Source organism: Nocardioides albus (genome assembly GCF_014648255.1).
In the GTDB taxonomy this organism is placed as follows: domain Bacteria; phylum Actinomycetota; class Actinomycetes; order Propionibacteriales; family Nocardioidaceae; genus Nocardioides; species Nocardioides albus.
The window spans coordinates 197,651-217,154 of the sequence record NZ_BMQT01000008.1 but is presented as its reverse complement, the minus strand read 5'-3'; the positions used below and the strand labels follow the sequence as shown (position 1 = coordinate 217,154).

19 protein-coding genes are annotated in these 19,504 nt (G+C 67.9%); 10 read left to right on the top strand and 9 right to left on the bottom strand.

Annotated features, from left to right (window positions below):
- Positions 1–44: 44 nt before the first annotated feature.
- From IEY84_RS18145 to IEY84_RS18130, 4 genes are read right to left on the bottom strand one after another with little or no spacing between them, the layout of a single operon-like run.
- Positions 45–857: an ABC transporter permease gene (locus IEY84_RS18145; RefSeq protein ID WP_183548877.1), complete on the bottom strand. Its 813-nt coding sequence runs from the start codon at positions 855–857 to the stop codon at positions 45–47.
- Complete coding sequence (locus tag IEY84_RS18140; protein ID WP_183548879.1) at positions 854–1,714, bottom strand: ABC transporter permease; 861 nt, start codon at positions 1,712–1,714, stop codon at positions 854–856. The genes IEY84_RS18145 and IEY84_RS18140 overlap by 4 nt, the downstream gene beginning before the upstream one ends.
- Positions 1,711–2,898 carry an extracellular solute-binding protein gene (locus tag IEY84_RS18135; RefSeq protein WP_183548881.1) on the bottom strand — a complete coding sequence of 396 codons (1,188 nt, stop codon included), beginning with the start codon at positions 2,896–2,898 and terminating at the stop codon, positions 1,711–1,713. Before IEY84_RS18135 ends, IEY84_RS18140 begins: the two co-directional genes overlap by 4 nt.
- A 26-nt stretch (positions 2,899–2,924) precedes the next feature.
- A complete protein-coding gene (locus tag IEY84_RS18130; protein ID WP_183548883.1) occupies positions 2,925–3,995 on the bottom strand; it encodes an ABC transporter ATP-binding protein in 1,071 nt (356 codons plus the stop codon).
- Between the two features lie 88 nt (positions 3,996–4,083).
- Between IEY84_RS18130 and IEY84_RS18125 the strand changes: the two genes are divergently transcribed.
- The 3 genes from IEY84_RS18125 (at position 4,084) to IEY84_RS18115 (ending at position 6,079) form a co-directional block, all read left to right on the top strand.
- The gene (locus tag IEY84_RS18125) at positions 4,084–4,824 is read left to right on the top strand and encodes a FadR/GntR family transcriptional regulator (RefSeq protein WP_183548885.1); all 741 of its coding nucleotides are present in this window, start codon (positions 4,084–4,086) and stop codon (positions 4,822–4,824) included.
- The gene (locus IEY84_RS18120) at positions 4,821–5,522 is read left to right on the top strand and encodes a cache domain-containing protein (protein WP_183548887.1); all 702 of its coding nucleotides are present in this window, start codon (positions 4,821–4,823) and stop codon (positions 5,520–5,522) included. The genes IEY84_RS18125 and IEY84_RS18120 overlap by 4 nt, the downstream gene beginning before the upstream one ends.
- A gap of 98 nt (positions 5,523–5,620) precedes the next feature.
- Positions 5,621–6,079: an Lrp/AsnC family transcriptional regulator gene (locus tag IEY84_RS18115; RefSeq protein WP_268244456.1), complete on the top strand. Its 459-nt coding sequence runs from the start codon at positions 5,621–5,623 to the stop codon at positions 6,077–6,079.
- 13 nt (positions 6,080–6,092) lie between these two features.
- Here the strand turns inward: IEY84_RS18115 and IEY84_RS18110 are convergent, their stop codons facing one another.
- Positions 6,093–7,472 carry a KamA family radical SAM protein gene (locus IEY84_RS18110; RefSeq protein ID WP_229788809.1) on the bottom strand — a complete coding sequence of 460 codons (1,380 nt, stop codon included), beginning with the start codon at positions 7,470–7,472 and terminating at the stop codon, positions 6,093–6,095.
- Positions 7,473–7,582: 110 nt separating this feature from the next.
- Between IEY84_RS18110 and kdd the strand changes: the two genes are divergently transcribed.
- The 7 genes from kdd to IEY84_RS18075 all read left to right on the top strand — a co-directional run bounded on the left by kdd (position 7,583) and on the right by IEY84_RS18075 (position 14,740).
- Complete coding sequence (gene kdd / locus IEY84_RS18105) at positions 7,583–8,776, top strand: L-erythro-3,5-diaminohexanoate dehydrogenase (RefSeq protein ID WP_183548891.1); 1,194 nt, start codon at positions 7,583–7,585, stop codon at positions 8,774–8,776.
- Complete coding sequence (locus IEY84_RS18100) at positions 8,773–10,311, top strand: amidohydrolase (RefSeq protein WP_229788807.1); 1,539 nt, start codon at positions 8,773–8,775, stop codon at positions 10,309–10,311. The genes kdd and IEY84_RS18100 overlap by 4 nt, the downstream gene beginning before the upstream one ends.
- Entirely contained in the window at positions 10,308–11,864 is a 1,557-nt protein-coding gene (gene kamD / locus IEY84_RS18095; protein WP_183548892.1) for a lysine 5,6-aminomutase subunit alpha, read from the top strand. The genes IEY84_RS18100 and kamD overlap by 4 nt, the downstream gene beginning before the upstream one ends.
- Positions 11,861–12,601 carry a lysine 5,6-aminomutase subunit beta gene (gene kamE, locus IEY84_RS18090; RefSeq protein ID WP_183548894.1) on the top strand — a complete coding sequence of 247 codons (741 nt, stop codon included), beginning with the start codon at positions 11,861–11,863 and terminating at the stop codon, positions 12,599–12,601. The genes kamD and kamE overlap by 4 nt, the downstream gene beginning before the upstream one ends.
- Positions 12,598–13,002, top strand: coding sequence for a 3-aminobutyryl-CoA ammonia lyase (kal, locus tag IEY84_RS18085; protein WP_183548896.1), 405 nt, complete (start codon positions 12,598–12,600; stop codon positions 13,000–13,002). Before kamE ends, kal begins: the two co-directional genes overlap by 4 nt.
- A 509-nt stretch (positions 13,003–13,511) precedes the next feature.
- Positions 13,512–14,264 (top strand): polyprenol monophosphomannose synthase, encoded by a 753-nt coding sequence (locus IEY84_RS18080; protein ID WP_183549086.1) that lies wholly within the window; start codon positions 13,512–13,514, stop codon positions 14,262–14,264.
- On the top strand, positions 14,261–14,740 hold the full coding sequence (locus IEY84_RS18075) for an FxsA family protein (RefSeq protein ID WP_183548898.1): 480 nt from the start codon (positions 14,261–14,263) through the stop codon (positions 14,738–14,740). The genes IEY84_RS18080 and IEY84_RS18075 overlap by 4 nt, the downstream gene beginning before the upstream one ends.
- A 107-nt stretch (positions 14,741–14,847) precedes the next feature.
- Here the strand turns inward: IEY84_RS18075 and IEY84_RS18070 are convergent, their stop codons facing one another.
- The 4 genes from IEY84_RS18070 to IEY84_RS18055 form a co-directional block, all read right to left on the bottom strand.
- Positions 14,848–15,234: an RNA polymerase-binding protein RbpA gene (locus tag IEY84_RS18070; RefSeq protein ID WP_008359714.1), complete on the bottom strand. Its 387-nt coding sequence runs from the start codon at positions 15,232–15,234 to the stop codon at positions 14,848–14,850.
- 268 nt (positions 15,235–15,502) lie between these two features.
- Positions 15,503–16,855: an MFS transporter gene (locus IEY84_RS18065; RefSeq protein WP_183548900.1), complete on the bottom strand. Its 1,353-nt coding sequence runs from the start codon at positions 16,853–16,855 to the stop codon at positions 15,503–15,505.
- Positions 16,852–17,562 carry a glycerophosphodiester phosphodiesterase family protein gene (locus IEY84_RS18060; protein WP_229788804.1) on the bottom strand — a complete coding sequence of 237 codons (711 nt, stop codon included), beginning with the start codon at positions 17,560–17,562 and terminating at the stop codon, positions 16,852–16,854. The genes IEY84_RS18065 and IEY84_RS18060 overlap by 4 nt, the downstream gene beginning before the upstream one ends.
- 322 nt (positions 17,563–17,884) lie before the next feature.
- A complete protein-coding gene (locus IEY84_RS18055) occupies positions 17,885–19,411 on the bottom strand; it encodes a UDP-N-acetylglucosamine 1-carboxyvinyltransferase (RefSeq protein ID WP_183548903.1) in 1,527 nt (508 codons plus the stop codon).
- Positions 19,412–19,504: the final 93 nt, after the last annotated feature.

Here is a 19,504-nt window from a genome sequence, read left to right as displayed (position 1 = left end):
TTCAGCCACGCTGTGCACATTATCCGCTCCCGCCGAGCGCGTCCCTAGTGAATCGCTCTCGTGCTCTCGCTCGGGTCGGACGAGAGTCGCTGGGCGAGCCAGATCGGTGCGACCGAGACGACGATCATGACGACCGCCACGACGTTGACGATCGGCGCCTGGCCGGGACGGAACAGGTTGGTCAGGATCCAGACCGGAAGGGTGGTCACCCCCGGGCCGGCGGCGAACGTCGTCACGATGATCTCGTCGAAGCTGAGCGCGAACGCCAGCAGCCCGCCGGCCAGCAGCGCGGAGCGCAGCTGCGGGAGCGTGACCAGCCGGAAGGTGGTCCACATCCCTGCACCGAGATCGGCAGAGGCCTCCTCGAGGTTGCCGCCCATCCGCCGCAGCCGTGCCTGCACGTTGTTGAAGACGGTCACGATGCAGAACGTCGCGTGCGCCACCACCAGGGTGAAGAACCCCAGGCGGATGCCGAGGATCGACGAGAACGCGTTGGAGAGCGCGATGCCGGTGACGATGCCGGGGAGGGCGATCGGGAGGATCACCAGCAGGTTGACGGTGTTCTTCCCGAAGAAGGAGTAGCGCTGCATCGCCAGGCCGAGCAGGGTGCCGAGGAGCAGTGCCATGACGGTCGCGCATGACGCGACGATCAGCGAGGTGATGATCGCGTCGTGGGCCCCCGGGTTGACCGCTGCCCGCTGCCACCACTCGGTGGTGAATCCGCTGGGCGGCCAGGTGAGCGCCTGGGAGGTGTTGAACGAGTTCACCACGACCAGGGCCAGCGGCGCGTAGAGCACCGCCAGCACCAGGCCGGTCACCGCGGCGAGCAGGCGCCGGGTGGTTCGCGAGATGGTCATAGGTTCTCCAGAGCTCCGGTGCGGCGTACCAACGCCAGGTAGATCATGATCACGGCGATCGGGATGAGAGCGATCGCTGCGGCCAGCGGCAGGTTGGAACCCGAGTTGATGTAGACGAGGTTGCCGAGCATCTGGTTGGCGCCGCCGACGATGTTGACGGTGATGTAGTCGCCCATGGTCAGCGAGAACGAGAAGATCGACCCGGCGACCAGACCCGGGACCACCAGGGGCAGCACGACGGTGCGGAAGGTCCGCGCCGGCCGGGCTCCGAGGTCGCCGGCGGCGTCGAGCAGCGAGTCCGGGACACGTTCATATGCTGCGTACACGGGGAGGATGACGTACGGAAGCCAGATGTACGCCTGGGTGAGCACGATCGCGGTGACGCCGAATCCCGGTGTGCCGAGGCCGACCAGGCCACCGGCCCAGTCCAGGAGGCCGCCGTTGGACAGCAGCGAGCGCCAGGCGAGCGCCTTGACGAGGTATGACGCCCACAGCGGCATCAGGAAGGCGATCACCAGCAGATGGCGGGAGCGCCGGGAGGCGACCTTGGCCATGTAGAAGCCGACCGGCAGCGCGATCGCGCAGTCGATCAGCGTCACCAGCAGCGCCACCCCGAGGGTGCGGAGCGTGACGGTCCGGTAGAGCGCCTCGCTGGTTATCTCACGGACGTTGTCGAGGGTGAAGGTGCGTTCGAGCTCGTTGGTGAACGAGTCGATCGTCCAGAACGCGGTCACCAGCAGGGCGGCGAGGGCGACGACGTAGACGAGCACCAGCCAGGTCAGGGGAGCGGCCAGCAGGAGGCCGAGACGGATGCCCGGCCTCCTGCTGAGCGTGCTGCTGATGGAGCTCAAGGTCACCCCTTGATCTCTGCCCAGGCCTTGGTCCAGTCCTGGTAGTCGGTGCACTCGACGTCGGTCCGGCCGTCCAGGCAGTCGTTGATGGGCGTGTTCCAGAACCAGATCTTCTTGGCGTACTCCTCGTCGCCGGCGTGGAAGGTCTCGCAGTGGCCCTCGGAGGCGAACTCGCAGGCCTTGTCCGAGTTGGGGGCCTCGCCGAAGTACTCCGTCGCCTGGGCGTTGACCTCCGGGTCGGAGATGTGGTTGAGCCAGGCGTAGGCGCAGTTGGGCGACTTCGACTTCGACGAGATCATCCAGGTGTCGTTCCAGCCGGTCGCCCCCTCGGAGGGGAGGATCGCCTCGACCGGGGCCTTCTTCGGGTCGATCAGGTTGGCGATGACCTGCCAGGTGGTGCCGACCACGGTGTCACCGGTCTCGAAGGAGGCCTGCGTCTTGGTGTAGTCGGACCAGTACTCACCGACGGAGGTCCGCTGCGCCTTGAGCAGGTCGACGGCCGCGGCGAGCTGCTTCTCGTCGAGGGAGTACGGGTTCTCGATACCCAGGTCGGGCTGGTGCGCCATCAGGTAGACCGCCGCGTCGGCGATGTAGATCGGCGAGTCGTACGCGGTGACCTGGCCCTTGTGCTTCGGCGCGTCCTCGAAGACCGCCTTCCACGAGGTCGGGGCGGGGGTGACGTCCTTGGTGTTGTACATCAGCAGGTTCGCGCCGTAGCCGTGCGGGATGCCGTAGTTCTTCTCGTCCACGGTGTTCCACTCGCGGTCCTTGAGGAAGTCGTAGATGCCCTCGTAGTTGGGGATCAGGTCTGTGTTCACCTCGGCCGCCTGGCCTGCCGCGATCATGCGCAGGGTGAGGTCGCCGGAGGCGGCCACGACGTCGTACTCGCCCGACTTGGCCAGGTTGAAGGCCTCGTCGGAGGTGCCGTAGACCTTCGAGGTGACCTGGCATCCGGTCTCCTTCTCGAAGCCGGAGACCCAGTCGACCTCGGGGTCCGTCGAGCCGTCCTCGACGTAGCCGGGCCAGGCGAGGATGGAGACCTCGCCCTCGTTCTCGCCGAGCTTCTCGGCCGCTCCGGTCGACTCGCTGCCGCTGTCACCGCCGCAGGCGGTGAGCGTGATCAGGGACAGCGCCGCGACTGCTCCGCCGATGGTGCGGCCGGCGGTGTGCCTGGTTGGGATGTTGCGCATGATCAAGCCTCTCTGGTGGGTTCTGCTCATCGGTGTTGCACGGCACGGGACGAATCGGTGCCCAGGGGGACCAGGTCGCCCGGCGACCAGGAGGCGACCACGCGGTCGCCCCGAGACTCGGGTTCGGCGGCGTCGGGATGCAGAGCGCCGCGGCTCTGCTCGAGGGCGACCAGCTGGGTGCCGTCCTCGAGCTCGATGTGGACGCGGTGGCCGGTGCCGATGTAGATCGACTCGGTGATCACCCCGGCGGCCGTCATCGCCCCGGCAGGGGCGCTCGCGGTCAGCGGGGACAGCAGGATCTTCTCCGGTCGCAGCGCGAAGGCGCCCTCCATCTTCAGCACCCGCTTGGACACCTGCTCGTCGAACACGTTGGAGGTCCCGACGAAGTCGGCGACGTACTGCGAGGTCGGGCTCTCGTAGATCTCCTTCGGCGTGCCCAGCTGCACGATCCGGCCGCTGTCGAAGACCGCGATCCGGTCGCTGAGAGTCAAGGCCTCCTCCTGGTCGTGGGTGACGAAGACGAAGGTGATCCCGAGCTCGCGCTGGATCTGCTTGAGCTCGACCTGCATCTGCTCACGCAGCTTGAGGTCCAGCGCACCCAGGGGCTCGTCGAGGAGCAGCACCTTGGGACGTACGACGATCGCGCGGGCCAACGCGACCCGCTGTCGCTGTCCGCCGGAGAGCTCGGTGGGCTTGCGGGCCGCGACGTGGTCGAGCCGGACCATGCCGAGCGCCTCCCGCGCCCGGGTGCTGCGCTCGGCCTTCGAGACGCCGCGGACGCGCAGTCCGTACGCGACGTTGTCGAGCACGTTGAGGTGCGGGAACAGGGCGTAGTCCTGGAAGACGGTGGTGACGTCTCGGTCGAACGGCGCCAGCGCGGTGACGTCCTCGCTGCCGAGGCGGATCGTGCCGGAGTCGGCTCGCTCGAAGCCGGCGATGAGGCGCAGCACGGTGGTCTTGCCGGAGCCGGAGGGCCCGAGCATGGAGAAGAACTCGCCGTCGCCGATGGTCAGGTCGAGGGCGTCGACGGCCATCACGTCGCCGTACGCCTTGGACACGGCGTCGAGCTGGATCTGCGGAGATTCGGTCGGTCCCATTGCTTAATCATATGGAACCAGATCTTAGATTTTAAAGACCCCTTGCGTAAGTTTCTTGGTAAAACCCATTCGAAGGAGGAGCCCGATCGTGGCCAAAGCCCGTGCGACGACCTCGCGCGCCCGGTCGGCGATCTTCGCGCCGATCGGCGACGAAGGCAGAGCCGTACGTGTCGAGAACCGTCTTGCGGAGGCGATCCGCTCCGGCGTCCTCGCCGACGGGGACCGGCTACCGAGCGAGCTCGAGCTCGCCCAGATGCTGGGCGTGGCGACGGTGACCGCCCGGGAGGCACTGGTGTCGCTGCGCGCACAGGGGCTGGTCGTGACCACTCGCGGACGCGGTGGTGGCTCGTTCGTGCGGGCGCCGGAACCCGGCGACGTCGTGAAGGGGCGGCTCGCCACCATGTCACGGGTGGAGCTGCGCGACCGGGCGAGCCTGTATCAGGTGGTGCTGACCGGCTGCGCCGAGCTCGCGGCCGAGCGCGCCGCACCGGACGAGGTGGAGGACCTCCACGACCTGCTCCTCCCGGCGGACGAGGAGGACGTGGGCAGATGGCGAGATGCGGAGAGCGAGCTCTATCTCTCCGTCGCGGCGCTGACACAGTCGGCGCGCCTCACCCGAGAGGTGGTGCGACAAGAGGCCGACTTCGGTACGTTGCTGCGAGTGCCGCTGAGCGAGTCCGACTTCCGTCAGGCGTCGGGCGGGCGGCATCGGGCGCTGGTCGCCGCGCTGGAGGCGGGCGATGTGGCCGCGGCCCGAACGAGCGTACGCGACCATGTGGCCCACGCCGTTGAACGTCTGACCGAGATCCATGAGGTGGTACGCCAGTGAACATCGATGTGTCTGGCGACTGCGCCGTACGGATCGAGCGGCACTTCGGAGCGATTCTCGCCGAGCTGGAACGGATGCGCACCGAGGTCGCCGCTCTCTTCGCCTCCGGGCCGGTCACCTCCGACGAGCTGAGCGCACAGGTGGAGGCGGGGACGGTGGAGTTCCTCCAGGACCCGAACCTGCTGGGTGGCGGCTTCGTCGTCGCCCCAGATGCCCTCAGCGACCGGCGGCTCTACCTCGCCTGGTGGCAGGGCGCAGGCCGGGACTTCCTCGGTGAAGCCGAGGTGCCGGGGACGGGCGAGACCATGGACTACACCCGGCAGCCGTGGTTTCGCGTGCCGGAGCGGACCGGGCGGCTGAATGTCGCCGGTCCCTACGTCGACTTCGTCTGCACCGACGAGTACGTCCTGACCACGACGCTGCCGGTCTACGCGGGCGGCCGGCTGGTCGGGGTCGCGGGCGCCGACACCGCGGTCGAGACACTGGAGAGGATGCTGCTGCCCTGCCTGCGCGAGGCGCAGGCGACCTTGGTCAGCTCGACCGGCCGGGTAGTCGTGTCCGCCGACCCCCATCTGGCCACCGGCGAAGCACTGACCTCCGGCCGCAAGGAGGGTCCTGACGGCCGGCTGCTGTCGGTGGTCCAGACCCCTCCTGCTGCCGACGGCGCGTCGAGGACGCTCTCCGGCTGGCCCTCCTGAGGTCCGCCTGAGCCACCGGCGGGCCGTAAATCTTTCGATATCGGACACGGTTTTGGACGTTTCGACGGAGATATTGCTGCTGTGGGTACGCTGTCGCCGTGACTACCCCTGAGATCGAGGCAACCGACCGTAAAATCCTTCAGCTTCTCGCGGAGGACGGTCGGATGTCCTACACCGACCTGGGCAAGGCCACCGGCCTGTCGACCTCGGCTGTGCATCAGCGCGTCAAGCGGCTCGAGCAGCGCGACCTGATCACCGGTTACGGCGCCACCGTCAACTACGCCGCGATCGGTGTCCCGCTGACCGCATTCGTGGCCGTCACGCCGCTCGACCCCTCACAACCCGACGACTGCCCCGAGCGGGTCGCCGACCTCAACGAGGTAGAGGCCTGCTGGTCCATCGCGGGCGCCGAGTCCTACATGCTCAAGGTGCGGGTCGCGACCCCCGAGGCCCTCGAGGAGCTGCTCGGCAGGATCCGCTCGGTCGCCAACGTGGCCACCCGGACCACGATCGCGATGTACACCTACTACGAGAACCGGCCGACCCTGAAGCACTGAGCCGTTCCGCTGCTCACTTCCCGTGCGTACGCCACCACTCCTGGCCCGACTCGGGCAGCGTGTGGATCGGGTCGTAGTACTCGTAGGTCCGTGACAGCGCCTCGGGGTCGCTCGCCTCGATCGAGGTCCGGTAGTTCTTGGTCCAGTAGGAGATCCCGCGCTCGGTGTCGTAGTCGGCGATCTGGTGGACCCACCGCTTGCCGACGAAGGGCACGTCGCACACGATCCGCGGGGTGGCGAACCCGGGCAGGTAGCCCATGATGTCGTGCTGCAGCCGCTGCGCGTCGGCGACCGAGACCCGCCAGTGCTCGCTGAACGGGATCATGTCGCACATGTAGAAGTAGTAGGGCATGATCTGGGCGCCGTCGAGCAGACGGAAGCTCAGGTCGAGCAGGCTGTGGCTGTCGGCGTTCACGCCGGCCAGGAGCACACCCTGGTTGCGTACGTCGCGAACCCCGGCCGCGAGCAGTGCCTTGGACGCCTCGGCGACCAGGGGAGTGACCGAGTTGGCGTGGTTGGCGTGGGTGTGGATCGCCAGCGAGACGCCGCGCTCACGGGCGATGGTGGTCACCCGGTTCATCCCCTCCAGCAGCGGCTCCTGGAGCCAGTGCTGGGGGAGTCCGATCAGGCCCTTCGTGGCCAGTCGGATGTCGCGAATGTTGTCGATCGCCATCAGCTTGGTGAGGAAGTCCTCCAGCCGCGGCCAGGGCAGGTTGGCGACGTCGCCGCCGGAGACGACCACGTCGCGCACCTGCGGGGTGTTGCGGAGGTATTCGAGCATCGCCTCGTGGCGGTCGACCGGCTTGCCGGTGAGCTTGAGCTTGTCGATGACCGGGGTCGAGTTCCCGACCAGGTCCATCCGGGTGCAGTGCCCGCAGTACTGCGGGCAGGTGGAGAGCAGCTCGGCGAGCACCTTGGTCGGGTAGCGGTGGGTCAGCCCTTCGGCTACCCACATGTCGTGCTCGTGCAGCGAGTCGCGGCTCGCCTGCGGGTGTGAGGGCCAGTCGGTGCGGCGGTCGGAGAAGACCGGGATCATGTAGTGACGGAGCGGGTCTGCGTAGAACGCGTCGGTGAACTCCTCGCCGGCCGATGCGCCGGACGGCACCATCGTGTTGACCATCTGCGGCGGCACGAGCATCGACATGGTCGCGCGCTCGGCCATGTCCTTCTCGAGGTCGGCGTAGAAGCGCTCGTCGAGAAGATCACCCATCAGGGCGCGCAGCTGGCGGACGTTCTTGATGCAGTTGACGCGCTGCCACTGCACGTCGCGCCACTGCTCCTCGGTGATGTCGGCCCATCCCGGGAAACGGGTCCAGTCGGGTTCGACCAGCTCTACGCGCTGGTAGGCGTAGGGCTGTCCGTCTCGGGTCTTGGGCTCGATCGTTGCCGTCATGCAATCCACCATAGCGGGAGATCCTCCGGTCTTTGCAAGCATCCGCCGCAATTCTTCCTCCTGGCGCTGGTAGGGTCCGCCGTGAGATGCACGCAAGGAGGCGTACGACGATGACCACTTCCGACCCGACAGGCCTGCACCGGGTGCTCGACGAGCCGGTGGCCGGCTCGTTGCCGCTGCCGCAGGCGGCCCGCAGACTCGACACCCGAAAGACCTTGTGGCCCGACGAAGTACGGATCCGGGTGGAGCGACTGAACCTGGACGCGGCCTCGTTCCGGCAGCTGGAGTCCGCGCACGACGGCGACGGAGATGCCGTACGCCGCGAGGTGCTCGACATCGTCGCCGACCGCGGCAAGATGCAGAACCCGGTGACCGGGTCGGGCGGAATGCTCGTCGGTGTGGTCGAGGAGGTCGGCCCCGAGTCGCCTCTCGACCTCTCGGTCGGGGACCGCGTCGCCACCCTGGTATCCCTGACGTTGACGCCGCTCGTCATCGAGGACGGGCTCGAGCGATGGGCCGGCGAGGACGAGCAGGTGCCGTGCGACGGTTACGCCATCCTCTTCGGCCGCTCGATTGCCGCAGTCCTCCCCGACGACGAGGCCCCGGAACTGGCCCTCTCGGTCATGGACGTCTGCGGCGCCCCGGCCCTCACCCGCCGCATCGTCACCCAATACGCCGAAGCGTCACTTTCTGACGCCGAGAAGTCGAAAATTGACAGCGAGGCGTCGATTTCTGACTCTGCCGAATCGAAAACTGACCTCTCGGCGTCAGAAACTGACCTCTCGGCGTCAGAAACCGACTTCTCGACGTCGAGAACTGACGTCTCGGGGGTGACTGTGGCGGTCATCGGAGGGGGCGGGAAATCGGGGTCGCTGTCGCTTGCCGCGGCTCGGGAGGCGGGGGCGGGGCATCTCATCGGCGTCGTTCCCACCGACATCGAGGCGGAGCGACTTCAGGGGGCCGGCCTCGCGGACGAGGTCGTGGTCGCCGACGCGCGCAACCCAGTGGCGCTGCGCGACGCGGTGACGAAGGCCGGCGGTCCCGCCGATGTGACCGTGGTGTGCGTGGACGTGCCGGGCTGCGAGGGCGGCGCCATCCTCTCCACCGCCGACGGCGGCACCGTCATCTTCTTCTCCATGGCCACGTCCTTCTCCGCTGCCGCCCTCGGCGCCGAGGGCCTCGCCGCCGACGTGACGATGCTGGTCGGCAACGGCTACGTCCCGGGCCACGCGGCGTACGCACTGGATCTTCTCCGCGCGAACAGCGGCGTCCGGACTCTCTTCGAGGGCAGACTGGCGCCGTGACTCGCATCCTCCTCCGCAATGGTCAGATCCACACGCGGCCGGCCCTGGACGAGCCGGTCAGAGCGATGGCCGTCGAGGGCGGGCGGATCGTCTGGACCGGCAACGATCCGGACGACTTCGCGAGTCCCGATGAGCTGGTCGACCTCGAAGGCCGGCTGGTGACACCTGCCTTCGTGGACAGCCATGTCCACGTCGTCGAGACGGGGGAGCAGATCCTCGGCCTCGACGTCGGCAGCGCGCCCAGCCGGGAAGTGGTGCTCGACATGGTCGCAGCGCACGTCCGCGACCTGGGCCATGATGATCTGGTCCTCGCCCAGGGCTGGGACGAGACGCACTGGCCGGACCCGAGCCTGCCGACCGCGGCCGAGCTCGACCGCGCCTCCGGTGGCCGCAAGGTGTACCTGAACCGCATCGACGGTCACTCCGCCGTGGTCTCGAGCGCCCTGATGGCGCGGGTTCCTGGGATCGCAGGGCTCCCGGGCTGGACGGCTCAGGGCCGCGTCGAGCGAGAGGCGCTGCGCGCGTTGCTGCCGCTGTTGGCCGACCTCACTCCGGCCGGTCATGCCGAGCACGGTGCCCGAGCGGCGTTGCAGGCGATGGCGGCCCTGGGCATCGGTGCCTTCCATGACAACTCCGGCCCCGACATCGGCCCGGAGTCGGACCTGATCGCGACGCAGGCCCAAGCCGCCGAGGCCGGGCTGCACGGCACCTACTACTGGGGCGCTCACCTCGGGTTCGACGACCTGGAGCGTCTCTCGGAAGTCTCCGGCCTCGCCGGTGACCTCAGCGCAGACGGGTCGATGGGATCCCGGAGCGCCGCGCTGACCTTCGACTACGCGGATCTGGCCGGCCACCGCGGCCATGCCTATCTCAACCCGGAGGAGATGGCCGAGCACATCATCGGCTGCACCCGGCGCGGCCTCCAGGCCGGCTTCCACTGCATCGGCGACCAGGCGATCGACAACATCGCGCAGGCGTTCCGGCTCGCGGAGGCGACGCTGGGCGCCGCGAGCATACGATCCGGCCGTCACCGGCTCGAGCACTGCGAGCTGCCCTCCCCGGCCGCGACCGAGACGTTCGCCCACCTCGGGGTGACCGCGAGCATGCAGCCGATGTTCGACGGCTTGTGGGGTGGCCCGGACCGGATGTACGCAGCCAGGCTGGGGGAGCGCTGGCAGCAGATGAACCCGTTCCGGACCCTGCTCGACGCCGGCGTACGCCTCGCCTTCGGCTCCGACTCCCCGGTGACCCCGTTGGACCCGTGGGCCGCAGTCCACGCAGCCGTGCACCACCACACGCCCGGCCAGGGCATCACCGCGGCGGAGGCGTTTGCGGCCCACACCGTCGGCGGCTGGTACGCGGCCGGCATCGACGACGCCGGCACGCTCACCGTCGGACAGCGTGCCACCTACGCCGTCTGGGACCGCACCACGTTCCCCGACCTGACCACACCTGACGTCGCCGACGTCACCACCGCCTGCCTGCAGACCGTCGTCGACGGCAGGACCGTATTCGAGAAAGAAGGTGTCTGGTGAGACTCGACCTGGACCCACGCACGATCGCCCAGGCCCGCGCGCTGGCCGCGAAGGTCGGCGACCCGATCGTCGAGATGGCCAAGAAGCACACCACGGTCGCCGTCGAGCGGGCCACCCTGCGGCTGGCCGGGCTCGCCGGCGCCGACCCGGACGGCACCCCGTGGGTCAACCACCTGGTCGACGCGGTGCGTGCCGACGTCGGGCTGGAGCACGGGGTCGCGCTACCGGTGTGGCAGGCGCTGGCCGCCCACGACAACGACCTCTCCCGGCTCGCCGAGGAGGCTGCCGCCGGTCAGGTGACCTTCCACCTGCCCGAGGGTGCCGAGGCCGAGCTGGCCGCGAAGCACGCCCGCGAGGCGGTCGGGGTCGGCATCGCCCGGCTCGACGCCAGCCGGGTGGAGCGCGAGCGGATGATCGCCGAGATCGGCGACGCACCCCGCAAACCGTGGATCTACCTGATCGTCGCGACCGGCGACATCTACGAGGACATCCCGCAGGCGCAGGCAGCCGCGCGCGAGGGCGCCGACATCATCGCGGTGATCCGCTCGACCGGCCAGTCGCTGCTCGACTACGTGCCCGAGGGCGCCACCCGGGAAGGGTTCGCCGGGACGTACGCGACCCAAGAGAACTTCCGCCTGATGCGGGCCGCGCTCGACGAGACCTCCCGCGAGCTCGGTCGCTACGTGCGGCTCACCAACTACGCGAGCGGGCTGTGCATGCCCGAGATCGCGGCACTGGCGGGCATGGAGCGCCTCGACATGATGCTCAACGACTCGATGTACGGGATCCTGTTCCGCGACATCAACCCGGTGCGTACGTTCGTCGACCAGCGGCTCTCGCGTCAGATCCACGCGCGGGCGGGGATCATCATCAACACCGGCGAGGACAACTACCTCACCACCGCCGATGCGGTCGAGGCGGCGCACACGGTGACCACCTCACAGCTGCTCAACGAGTACTTCGCCAAGGAGGCGGGACTCGAGGACTGGCAGCTGGGCCTGGGCCACGCGTTCGAGATCAACCCCGACGTACCGGACTCGTTCCGGCTCGAGCTCGCCCACGCGCTGCTCGCGAAGACGATCTTCCCCGACGCGCCGCTGAAGTGGATGCCGCCGACCCGGCACATGACCGGCGACATCTTCAAGGGCTATCTGCTCGACGGGTTCTTCAACCTGGCCGGCGCGATGACCGACCAGGGCATCCTGCTGGTCGGGATGATGACCGAGGCGGTGGTGACACCGTGGATCTCCGACCGCGACCTGGCCCTGCAGAACGTCCGGTACGTCATGGACGCCGCCGGACGCCTCGGCGAGGACTTCCACCCGGCCCCTGACGGGTTCATCGCCAACCGAGCGCGCGAGGTGCTGGGGGAGTCGATCGACCTGCTCGGGAAGATCATCGACGAGCCCAACGGGCTCCTCGACGCGATCGCGGACGGCACCTTCGGCCTGATGAAGCGCCCCGCCGACGCAGGCAAGGGCCTCGAGGGTGTGGCCGTGAAGTCCGAGGCGTACTACAACCCCGCGAGCACCATTCTGGAGGGCGAGGAATGAGTATCATCCGGCCGTACGGCGACACCACGGGCGACGGGATGGTGCAGGTCTCCTTCACGTTGCCGATCAAGCACAGCAAGGTCGCCGACGGCGCCGCGCTGCAGCTGGCCAACAAGATGGGCATGGAGCCGGCGATGGTCGTCCACTCCAAGCCGATGGGCGACGATTTCACCTTCTTCGTCGTCTACGGGCAGGTGAACCATCTCGTCGACGTCGACAAGGTGCAGGTCGTCGAGCGTGACTTCCCGCTGCTGACACCGAAGGAGGCCAACGCGGTGATCAAGGAGACGCTGCGGCGGCCCCTGGTCGTCGTCGGCGCCTGTATCGGCACCGACGCCCACACCGTCGGGATCGACGCGATCCTCAACATCAAGGGGTTCGCGGGGGAGAAGGGACTGGAGTACTACAAGGAGATCGAGGTCGTGAACCTCGGCGCCCAGGTCTCGGTGCCCTCCCTGGTCGAGGCTGCCGTCACCCGGGGCGCCGACGCCGTACTCGTCTCCCAGGTCGTCACCCAGCGTGACGCGCACCTGCTCAACACCCGGGAGATGTCGGCGGCGTTCCGCGAGGCCTACCCGGCGGGGGAGCGGCCGCTCCTGGTCGCCGGTGGTCCACGGTTCGACGAGTCGATGACCACCGAGCTCGGCGTCGACCGCATCTTCGGCCGCGGCACGACTCCTGCCGAGGTCGCCTCCTACCTCGTCCACCGCACCACCGCGAAGGAGCCCGCAGCATGAGCACCGAGACCGGCACCAAGGTCGGCACCAAGGTCGTCCACCGCCGCTACGTGCCGTACTCCCACGCCCACTACGCCGGGAACCTGGTCGACGGCGCGTACAGCCTGGGTCTGTTCGGCGATGTGGCGACGGAGATGTGCATCCGCACCGATGGGGACGAGGGGCTCTTCGCGTCCTACGACGACGTGCAGTTCAAGGCGCCCGTACGTGCCGGTGACGTTCTGGAGATCACCTGCGAGCTGATCAAGGCCGGAACCCGATCGCGGGTGATGGAGTTCGCCGTGTACGTCGTGGCGCGAGGCGCCGCGACCGAGGCCAGCCCGGGGGCAGCCGAGGTGCTCGCGGAGCCGGTTCTCGCCACCTCGGCACGAGGGACCGTCGTCGTTCCCTCAGTGCCGTGACGGGAACGCGAAGACGACACGCCGAGGTTCTTTGAGAATTCCTTTCTTTTTCTCGCCCGGCAGGCTGTGGCTGACCTGCGGAAACATCTGTTTCCGCAGGTCAGTGCCGTGTTGACTTACGCGGAGCCAGCGGGTGATGGTGACAACGTTCGCCCATGCAGAGTTGCGGTAGGCGGACCGGCGCTCGACGAATCGGGTCGGGGGTGTCGATCCAGGCATGCCTTCGACTTGTCTTCGCGGGCGCGGTCTTTGGCCGCGAGGGCAACGCGGGAAGGCCGAGGCGCCCTTAGACAACGATCGTCCCCTTGTCGCCAGCAAGGATCGGAACGGCCCGAAGAACGTCTTGGTCCTCCCGCGCTCTGCGTCGTCTGCGCTGGCAGCGGTGATTGCGGGATCTTGGGTTCGACCGGTGGGCGGATATCCTGTGATCTCCACCCCATTCCTCGACAAGGCCGGCGTACGTGACGAACGAGCAGCTTCCACCCTGGACCGAGATCGGCCGGGCGGTGATGGTCATCCCGACCTACAACGAGGCAGACAACCTCACCTGGATCGTCGGCCGGCTGCGCAAAGCGCAGCCGCGCGTCGACGTGCTGATCGTCGATGACGGCTCACCCGACGGCACCGGCACCATCGCCAACGAGCTGGCCGACAACGACGACCAGATCCACGTGCTGCACCGCACCGAGAAGGCCGGGCTGGGGGCGGCGTACCTGCACGGCTTCGGGTGGGCCATCGAGCAGGGCTACGACATCGTCGGCGAGATGGACGCCGACGGCTCCCACCAGCCCGAGGAGCTCCACCTGCTCCTCGGAGCGATCCCCTCGGCCGATCTGGTGATCGGCGCCCGCTGGATCCGCGGCGGCTCGGTGGTCAACTGGCCGCTGTCGCGACGCGTGCTGTCGGTCGGCGGCAACTTCTACGTCCGGCTCCTGCTCGGCATCGGTGTCCACGACGCCACCGCGGGCTACCGCCTCTTCCGGCGTACGACGCTGGAGAAGCTGCAGCTGAACAGCGTCGAGTCGACCGGCTATGTCTTCCAGACCGAGATGGTGACGCGTACGCTGCGGGCCGGCCTGACCGTCAAGGAGGTCCCGATCCAGTTCATCGAGCGGGTCCGGGGCGAGTCGAAGATGAGCCCAGCGGTCGCCGCCGAGTCGATGCGCCGGGTGACCCGCTGGGGCCTGTCCGAACGCCGCGACCAGCTGCTCCGCCTGCTGCGCCGATTCGGGCTGGACCGTTTCGTGGGAGGCCGTCGATGACGACGCGACGCCGCAGGTTCTCCTGGGTCCTGGTGCTCCTGTTCCTGGTGATGCCGCTGGCTGAGCTGTTCGTGCTGATCCAGGTCGGTCAGGTGATCGGCGTGTGGTGGACGATCCTGCTGCTGATCGCCGACTCGATCTTCGGTGCCTGGCTGATGCGCCGCGAGGGCTCCCGAGCCTGGTCCGCGCTGAGCACGGCGCTCTCCTCGGGCAAGCTGCCGTCCAACGAGATCGCCGACGGCGCGCTGATCCTGCTCGGTGGCGCGCTGATGCTGAGCCCCGGCTTCGTCACCGACATCTTCGGCATCGTGCTGATCCTGCCGTTCACCCGGCCGTTCTTCCGTCGGATCCTGGCCAAGGTCGTGCAGAAGCGCCTGGTCACCGCGGCGATGCCCTCGACGTTCGGATCGGCCACCCGGCCCCGCAACGACGACATCGTCACCGGCGAGGTCATCGACAAGGACAACCTGGCCTAGAACCGGCCGAGTCGGCTCGTTCTCACCAAAAACCTCGCCGAGTCGGCGCGTTAGAACGCGCCGACTCGGCGAGGTTTTGTGTCAGGACGAGCCGACTCGGCGTCCTGTCAGGCGTTGGCCTTCTTCTTCCCGGGTCCCTTGCGGTGCAGATGAGCCGGGCCGATCTCGCCACCGCGAAGCAGGTCGAGACGCTCCTTGAGGATGTCCTCGAGCTCCTTCTCCGAGCGCCGCTCCAGGAGCATGTCCCAGTGCGTACGCGCCGGCTTCTCGGCCTTCTCCTCCGGCTTGGCGCCGGAGAGGTTGAGAGCTTCCATGCCGCAGCGCGGGCACTCCCAGATGGCCGGAACCTCGGCCTCGTCCGACATCGTGATCTCGAAGTCGTGTCCCTGCGGGCAGCGGTAGGCCACCTGCTGGCGACCTGCGAACTCGATCCCGCGTTCGTCCTCAAAACTTTGTCCGCCCAGTCGGGCGCCGCGCAACGTGCGCTCGGCCATGAAGCACCTCCTGAGTCGATCGTCCCCCGTTGAATGAACTGAAGAGCGAGGCGGTCTGCGGACTCATAACGCAGGCCGGTCAGGCCTCTTCATACCTGCAACGGTACAGAGGAGGTGATGATTCCGTGAAATATCGAGATTCTCGCCGTGGTGTTCGATCCAGGACCCGCCTGACCTGCGGATCTTCCTGAGAGAGTCCTGAGGTTCCTGTGTCTCGAAACCGCCAGTCAGGCGGAGTGTCCCTGGTGCCCTCGAGCGCCTTGCTCCCTCAGACCCGTTGGGGCGTCCGGTTGCCCGCCTGCTCGATGCCCTTTGCGGTGTTCACCAGCGCGAGCAGTGCGCCGCCGAGGACGAAGAAGGCGATCAGCGCCAGGATCGCCGGCCGGTAGGAGTCGGTGAGCTGGTAGACGAGCCCGAAGACCAAGGTGCCGAGCCAGGAGGTGCCGCGGTCCATCGCGTGGTAGAGGCTGAAGTACTCCGCTTCCTTGCCGGCCGGGATGAACAGCGAGAAGTAGGACCGGGCCAGCGCCTGGGTGCCGCCCATGACCAGACCGATCCCGACCGCGACGACGAGAAGCGGCACCAGGGTCTGCTCGGGCACGAAGTAGGCCGCGACCACGATGACCATCCAGCCGACCAGACCGCCGAGGATCACCCGCTTGGCACCGAAGCTCTTGGCCAGCCGGCCGAAGAAGATCGCCCCGCCGACCGCCACGAACTGCACCAGCAGATAGATGCCGAGCATCGTGCCGGTCTCGAACCCGAGCTCCTCGACCCCGTAGATCGACGCCGAGCTGATCACCGTCTGGATGCCGTCGTTGAAGAAGAGGTACGCCAGCAGGAAGGTCAGCGCGACCGGATACTGCGGCAGCTCCCGGAGCGTGACGAACAGCTGCCCGAAGGAGCGCGCCACGACACCGCCGGAGACGTCCTCGACGTCGGCCGGCTGGTGTCGCCGGATGCGACGCCAGGGAATGATGATGAAGCCCGCCCACCACAGACCGGCCGAGAGCATCGAGATCCGCACCGCCAGCGCCGTCCCGAGCCCGAGAGGGTCGGCGAAGGTGACCAGGAGGAAGTTGACCGCGAGCAGCAGTCCGCCGCCTGCGTACCCATAGGCCCAGCCGATCGAGGAGACCCGGTCGCGCTCCTCCTCCGTCGAGATCAGCGGCAGGATCGAGTCGCTGACCACCACCGCCGCCCCCGCGCACAGGTTGGCGATGATGAACATGATCGAGCCGAACCACCAGTTGTCCCCGGTCATGAAGAACAGCAGCGCCGCGCAGAGCGCCCCAGCCCAGGCGAAGCCGGCCATCAGGTCCGGCTTGCGCGAGGTGCGGTCGGCGATCGCCCCGACCAGCGGGTAGATCAGCGCCGAGAGCAGGGTGGAGAAGGTGATGACGTACGACGGCAGCGCGCCGGGCGCGATCGAGAGCCCGAGCACGTCGATCCGGTTGTCGACCGCGGCGGCCTTCGCGATCTCGATCAGGTAGGGCGCGAACAGCACCCCGGAGACCGTCGTCTGGAAGGCCGAGACGGCCCAGTCCGCGAAGAACCAGCCCTTCTGCTCCCTGGCCCGCTCGGCCGGACTGACGTCGCCGACCCCGGCTGGTGTGCTCACTTCTCGGGCTCCTCATCGTTCTGTTCGGACTCGGCCTCGCCGACGGGCTCGCCCCGAGACGGCACAGCCTCCCACAGCCCACGTTCCTCCAGGAACGCTTTCAGCACGTCGGTGCGATCGGTCATCAGACCGTCGACATCACGCTTGAGCAGCCGCTCCATCTCGGCCGGGTCGTCGACGGTCCAGACGTGGACCTCCTTGCCCGCCTTGTGGGCGCGGCGGACGAGGCCACGCGACGCCACTCGGATCGACAGCGGCCCGCGAAGGCGCTGGTGGTGCGGGATCTGGAACGCGTCGAACCGCGACCCGACGAGCCTCTTGGCGATCCCGGTGGTGGGCGCGAGCAGGTAGGCGAGCACCTCGCGCGGATGCGCCGAGGTCCGCACCCGCCCCTCGGTCAACCGGCGAAAGGCCTTGAGCCGCCGGACCGAGAACGAGCCGACGATGACCTTGTCCTCGTGGTCGGTCGCGGCGAGGAGCTCGGCCACGGCGCGGACCGAGCCGTCGGACTTGAGGTCGATGTTGAAGGTGACCTCGGGGAAGGCGGCGAAGAGCTCCGCCAGGGTCGGAACGCCGTGCAGACCGCCGATCCGGGCGGCCTGCACCTCGGCGTACGTCATCTCCGCGATCAGGCCGCTGACGTCGGTCACCCGGTCGAGCGCCTCGTCGTGGAAGGCGAGCAGGACGCCGTCACGCGTGACGTGCACGTCGGTCTCGAGATGGGTTTAGCCGAGCTCCACCGCATGCCGGAACGCCTCCATGGTGTTCTCCATCCCGACCAGGTCGGGATGGAGCGCTCCACCACGGTGCGCATAGGCGCGTACGCGTCGTTGCTGCTCCCTCACGGGGAGCATCTAACCACCCGTGAGGGCCGGATCACATGAGCCCGCAGACTCAGATGTCGCCGCAGCACGGCAAGCCCGGCGAGTCGGCTCATCCTGGCCGAAAATCCGGTCGAGTCGGCGCGTCATGACGCGCCGACTCGACGAGGAACTTGGTCAGGATGAGCCGACTCGGCCCGATCTTGGATCAGATGTCGCGGAAGGCGGTGATGTTCGCGCCGAGCTGGTTGAGCCGCTCGGCGAGGTCCTCGTAGCCACGGGCGATGACGTAGGTCGAGCGGAGCACCGAGGTGCCCTTGGAGGCGAGCATCGCGAGCAGCACGACGACGGCGGGACGCAGCGCCGGGGGGCAGACGATCTCGGTGCCGGAGAAGTGGGTCGGTCCCTCGATCATCACCCGGTGGGGGTCCATCAGCGTGACGTTGCCGCCGAGCTTGTTGAGCTCGGTCAGGTAGATCGCCCGGTTCTCGTAGACCCAGTCGTGCAGCAGCGTCTGACCCTGCGCCACCGCGGCGATGGCGGCGAAGAACGGCAGGTTGTCGATGTTGAGACCGGGGAAGGGGAGCGGGTGGATCTTGTCCAGCGGCGCGTGCAGGATCGAGTGCTTGGTGTTGATGTCGACCAGGCGGGTCTTGCCGTTGAGCGCGACGTACTCCTCGGAGAGGGTGTAGTTGAAACCCATCTCCTCCAGCGTCGCCAGCTCGATCTCCATGAACTCGATCGGGACCCGCTTGATGGTGATCTCGGAGTCGGTCACGATCGCTGCGGTCAGCAGCGACATCGCCTCGATCGGGTCCTCGCTCGGCGCGTAGTCGACGTCGACGTCGATGATCTCGCGGCCGGTGACGCGCAGCGTGGTGGTGCCGATGCCCTCGATCTCGACGCCCAACTTCTGCAGGTAGAAGCAGAGGTCCTGGACCATGTAGTTCGAAGATGCGTTGCGGATCACCGTGGTGCCCGGGTGCAGCGCGGCCGCCATCAGCGCGTTCTCGGTGACGGTGTCGCCACGCTCGGTCAGGACGATGGCACGAGTCGGCTGGACCGACCGGTTGACGCTGGCGTGGTAGGCGCCGTCGGTCGCCTTGACCTCGAGGCCGAAGGGGCGCAGGGCCGACATGTGCGGCTCCACGGTGCGGGTGCCGAGGTTGCAGCCACCGGCGTAGGGAAGCTCGAAGTTGTCGAGGCGGTGCAGCAGCGGGCCGAGGAACATGATCACCGAGCGCGTGCGGCGCGCGGCGGCCTCGTCCACGGCGTCCAGGCGCAGCTCCTTCGGCGGCACGATCTCGAGGTCGTTGTCGTCGTTGAGCCAGCGGGTCTGCACGCCGATCGAGTTGAGCACCTCGATGATCCGGTTGACCTCTTCGATGCGTGCGACCTTGCGCAGCGTCGTCCGGCCCCGGTTGAGGAGCGAGCCGACCAGGAGGGCGACCCCGGCGTTCTTCGAGGTCTTGACCGTGATCTCACCGGACAGGGTCGTCGGGCCGGTGACACGCAGGTGGGTCGGTCCGGCGCCGATGTCGACGAGGGAGGAGTCGAGAGCGGCACCGACCCGGGCGATCATCTCCAGGGAGAGGTTCTGTTGCCCCTGTTCGATGCGGTTGATCGCGCTCTGGCTGGTGTTGAGAAGGTCGGCGAGCTGTGCCTGGGTGAGGCCCTTGTGCTTGCGCGCATCGCGAATCAGGTTCCCGATACGACCTTTGTATCCGTCGGTCATGGTGCACCACCGTAACTCATATATGAGATAAGCCTGGATTCCCCGCGAAGTGTCGGCGTTTCGTTCCAACGCTGTTGCCCGGCTCGTTAGCGG

Bases quoted from the DNA above. Each gene is read 5' to 3' on its own strand.
- kamE (WP_183548894.1), top strand. From the start codon at position 11,861: ATGAGTATCATCCGGCCGTACGGCGACACCACGGGCGACGGGATGGTG.
- IEY84_RS18070 (WP_008359714.1), bottom strand. From the start codon at position 15,234: ATGGCCGAGCGCACGTTGCGCGGCGCCCGACTGGGCGGACAAAGTTTT.
- kal (WP_183548896.1), top strand. From the start codon at position 12,598: ATGAGCACCGAGACCGGCACCAAGGTCGGCACCAAGGTCGTCCACCGC.
- IEY84_RS18145 (WP_183548877.1), bottom strand. From the start codon at position 857: ATGACCATCTCGCGAACCACCCGGCGCCTGCTCGCCGCGGTGACCGGC.
- kdd (WP_183548891.1), top strand. From the start codon at position 7,583: ATGACCACTTCCGACCCGACAGGCCTGCACCGGGTGCTCGACGAGCCG.
- IEY84_RS18080 (WP_183549086.1), top strand. From the start codon at position 13,512: ATGGTCATCCCGACCTACAACGAGGCAGACAACCTCACCTGGATCGTC.
- IEY84_RS18135 (WP_183548881.1), bottom strand. From the start codon at position 2,898: ATGCGCAACATCCCAACCAGGCACACCGCCGGCCGCACCATCGGCGGA.
- IEY84_RS18130 (WP_183548883.1), bottom strand. From the start codon at position 3,995: ATGGGACCGACCGAATCTCCGCAGATCCAGCTCGACGCCGTGTCCAAG.
- IEY84_RS18055 (WP_183548903.1), bottom strand. From the start codon at position 19,411: ATGACCGACGGATACAAAGGTCGTATCGGGAACCTGATTCGCGATGCG.
- IEY84_RS18110 (WP_229788809.1), bottom strand. From the start codon at position 7,472: ATGACGGCAACGATCGAGCCCAAGACCCGAGACGGACAGCCCTACGCC.
- IEY84_RS18075 (WP_183548898.1), top strand. From the start codon at position 14,261: ATGACGACGCGACGCCGCAGGTTCTCCTGGGTCCTGGTGCTCCTGTTC.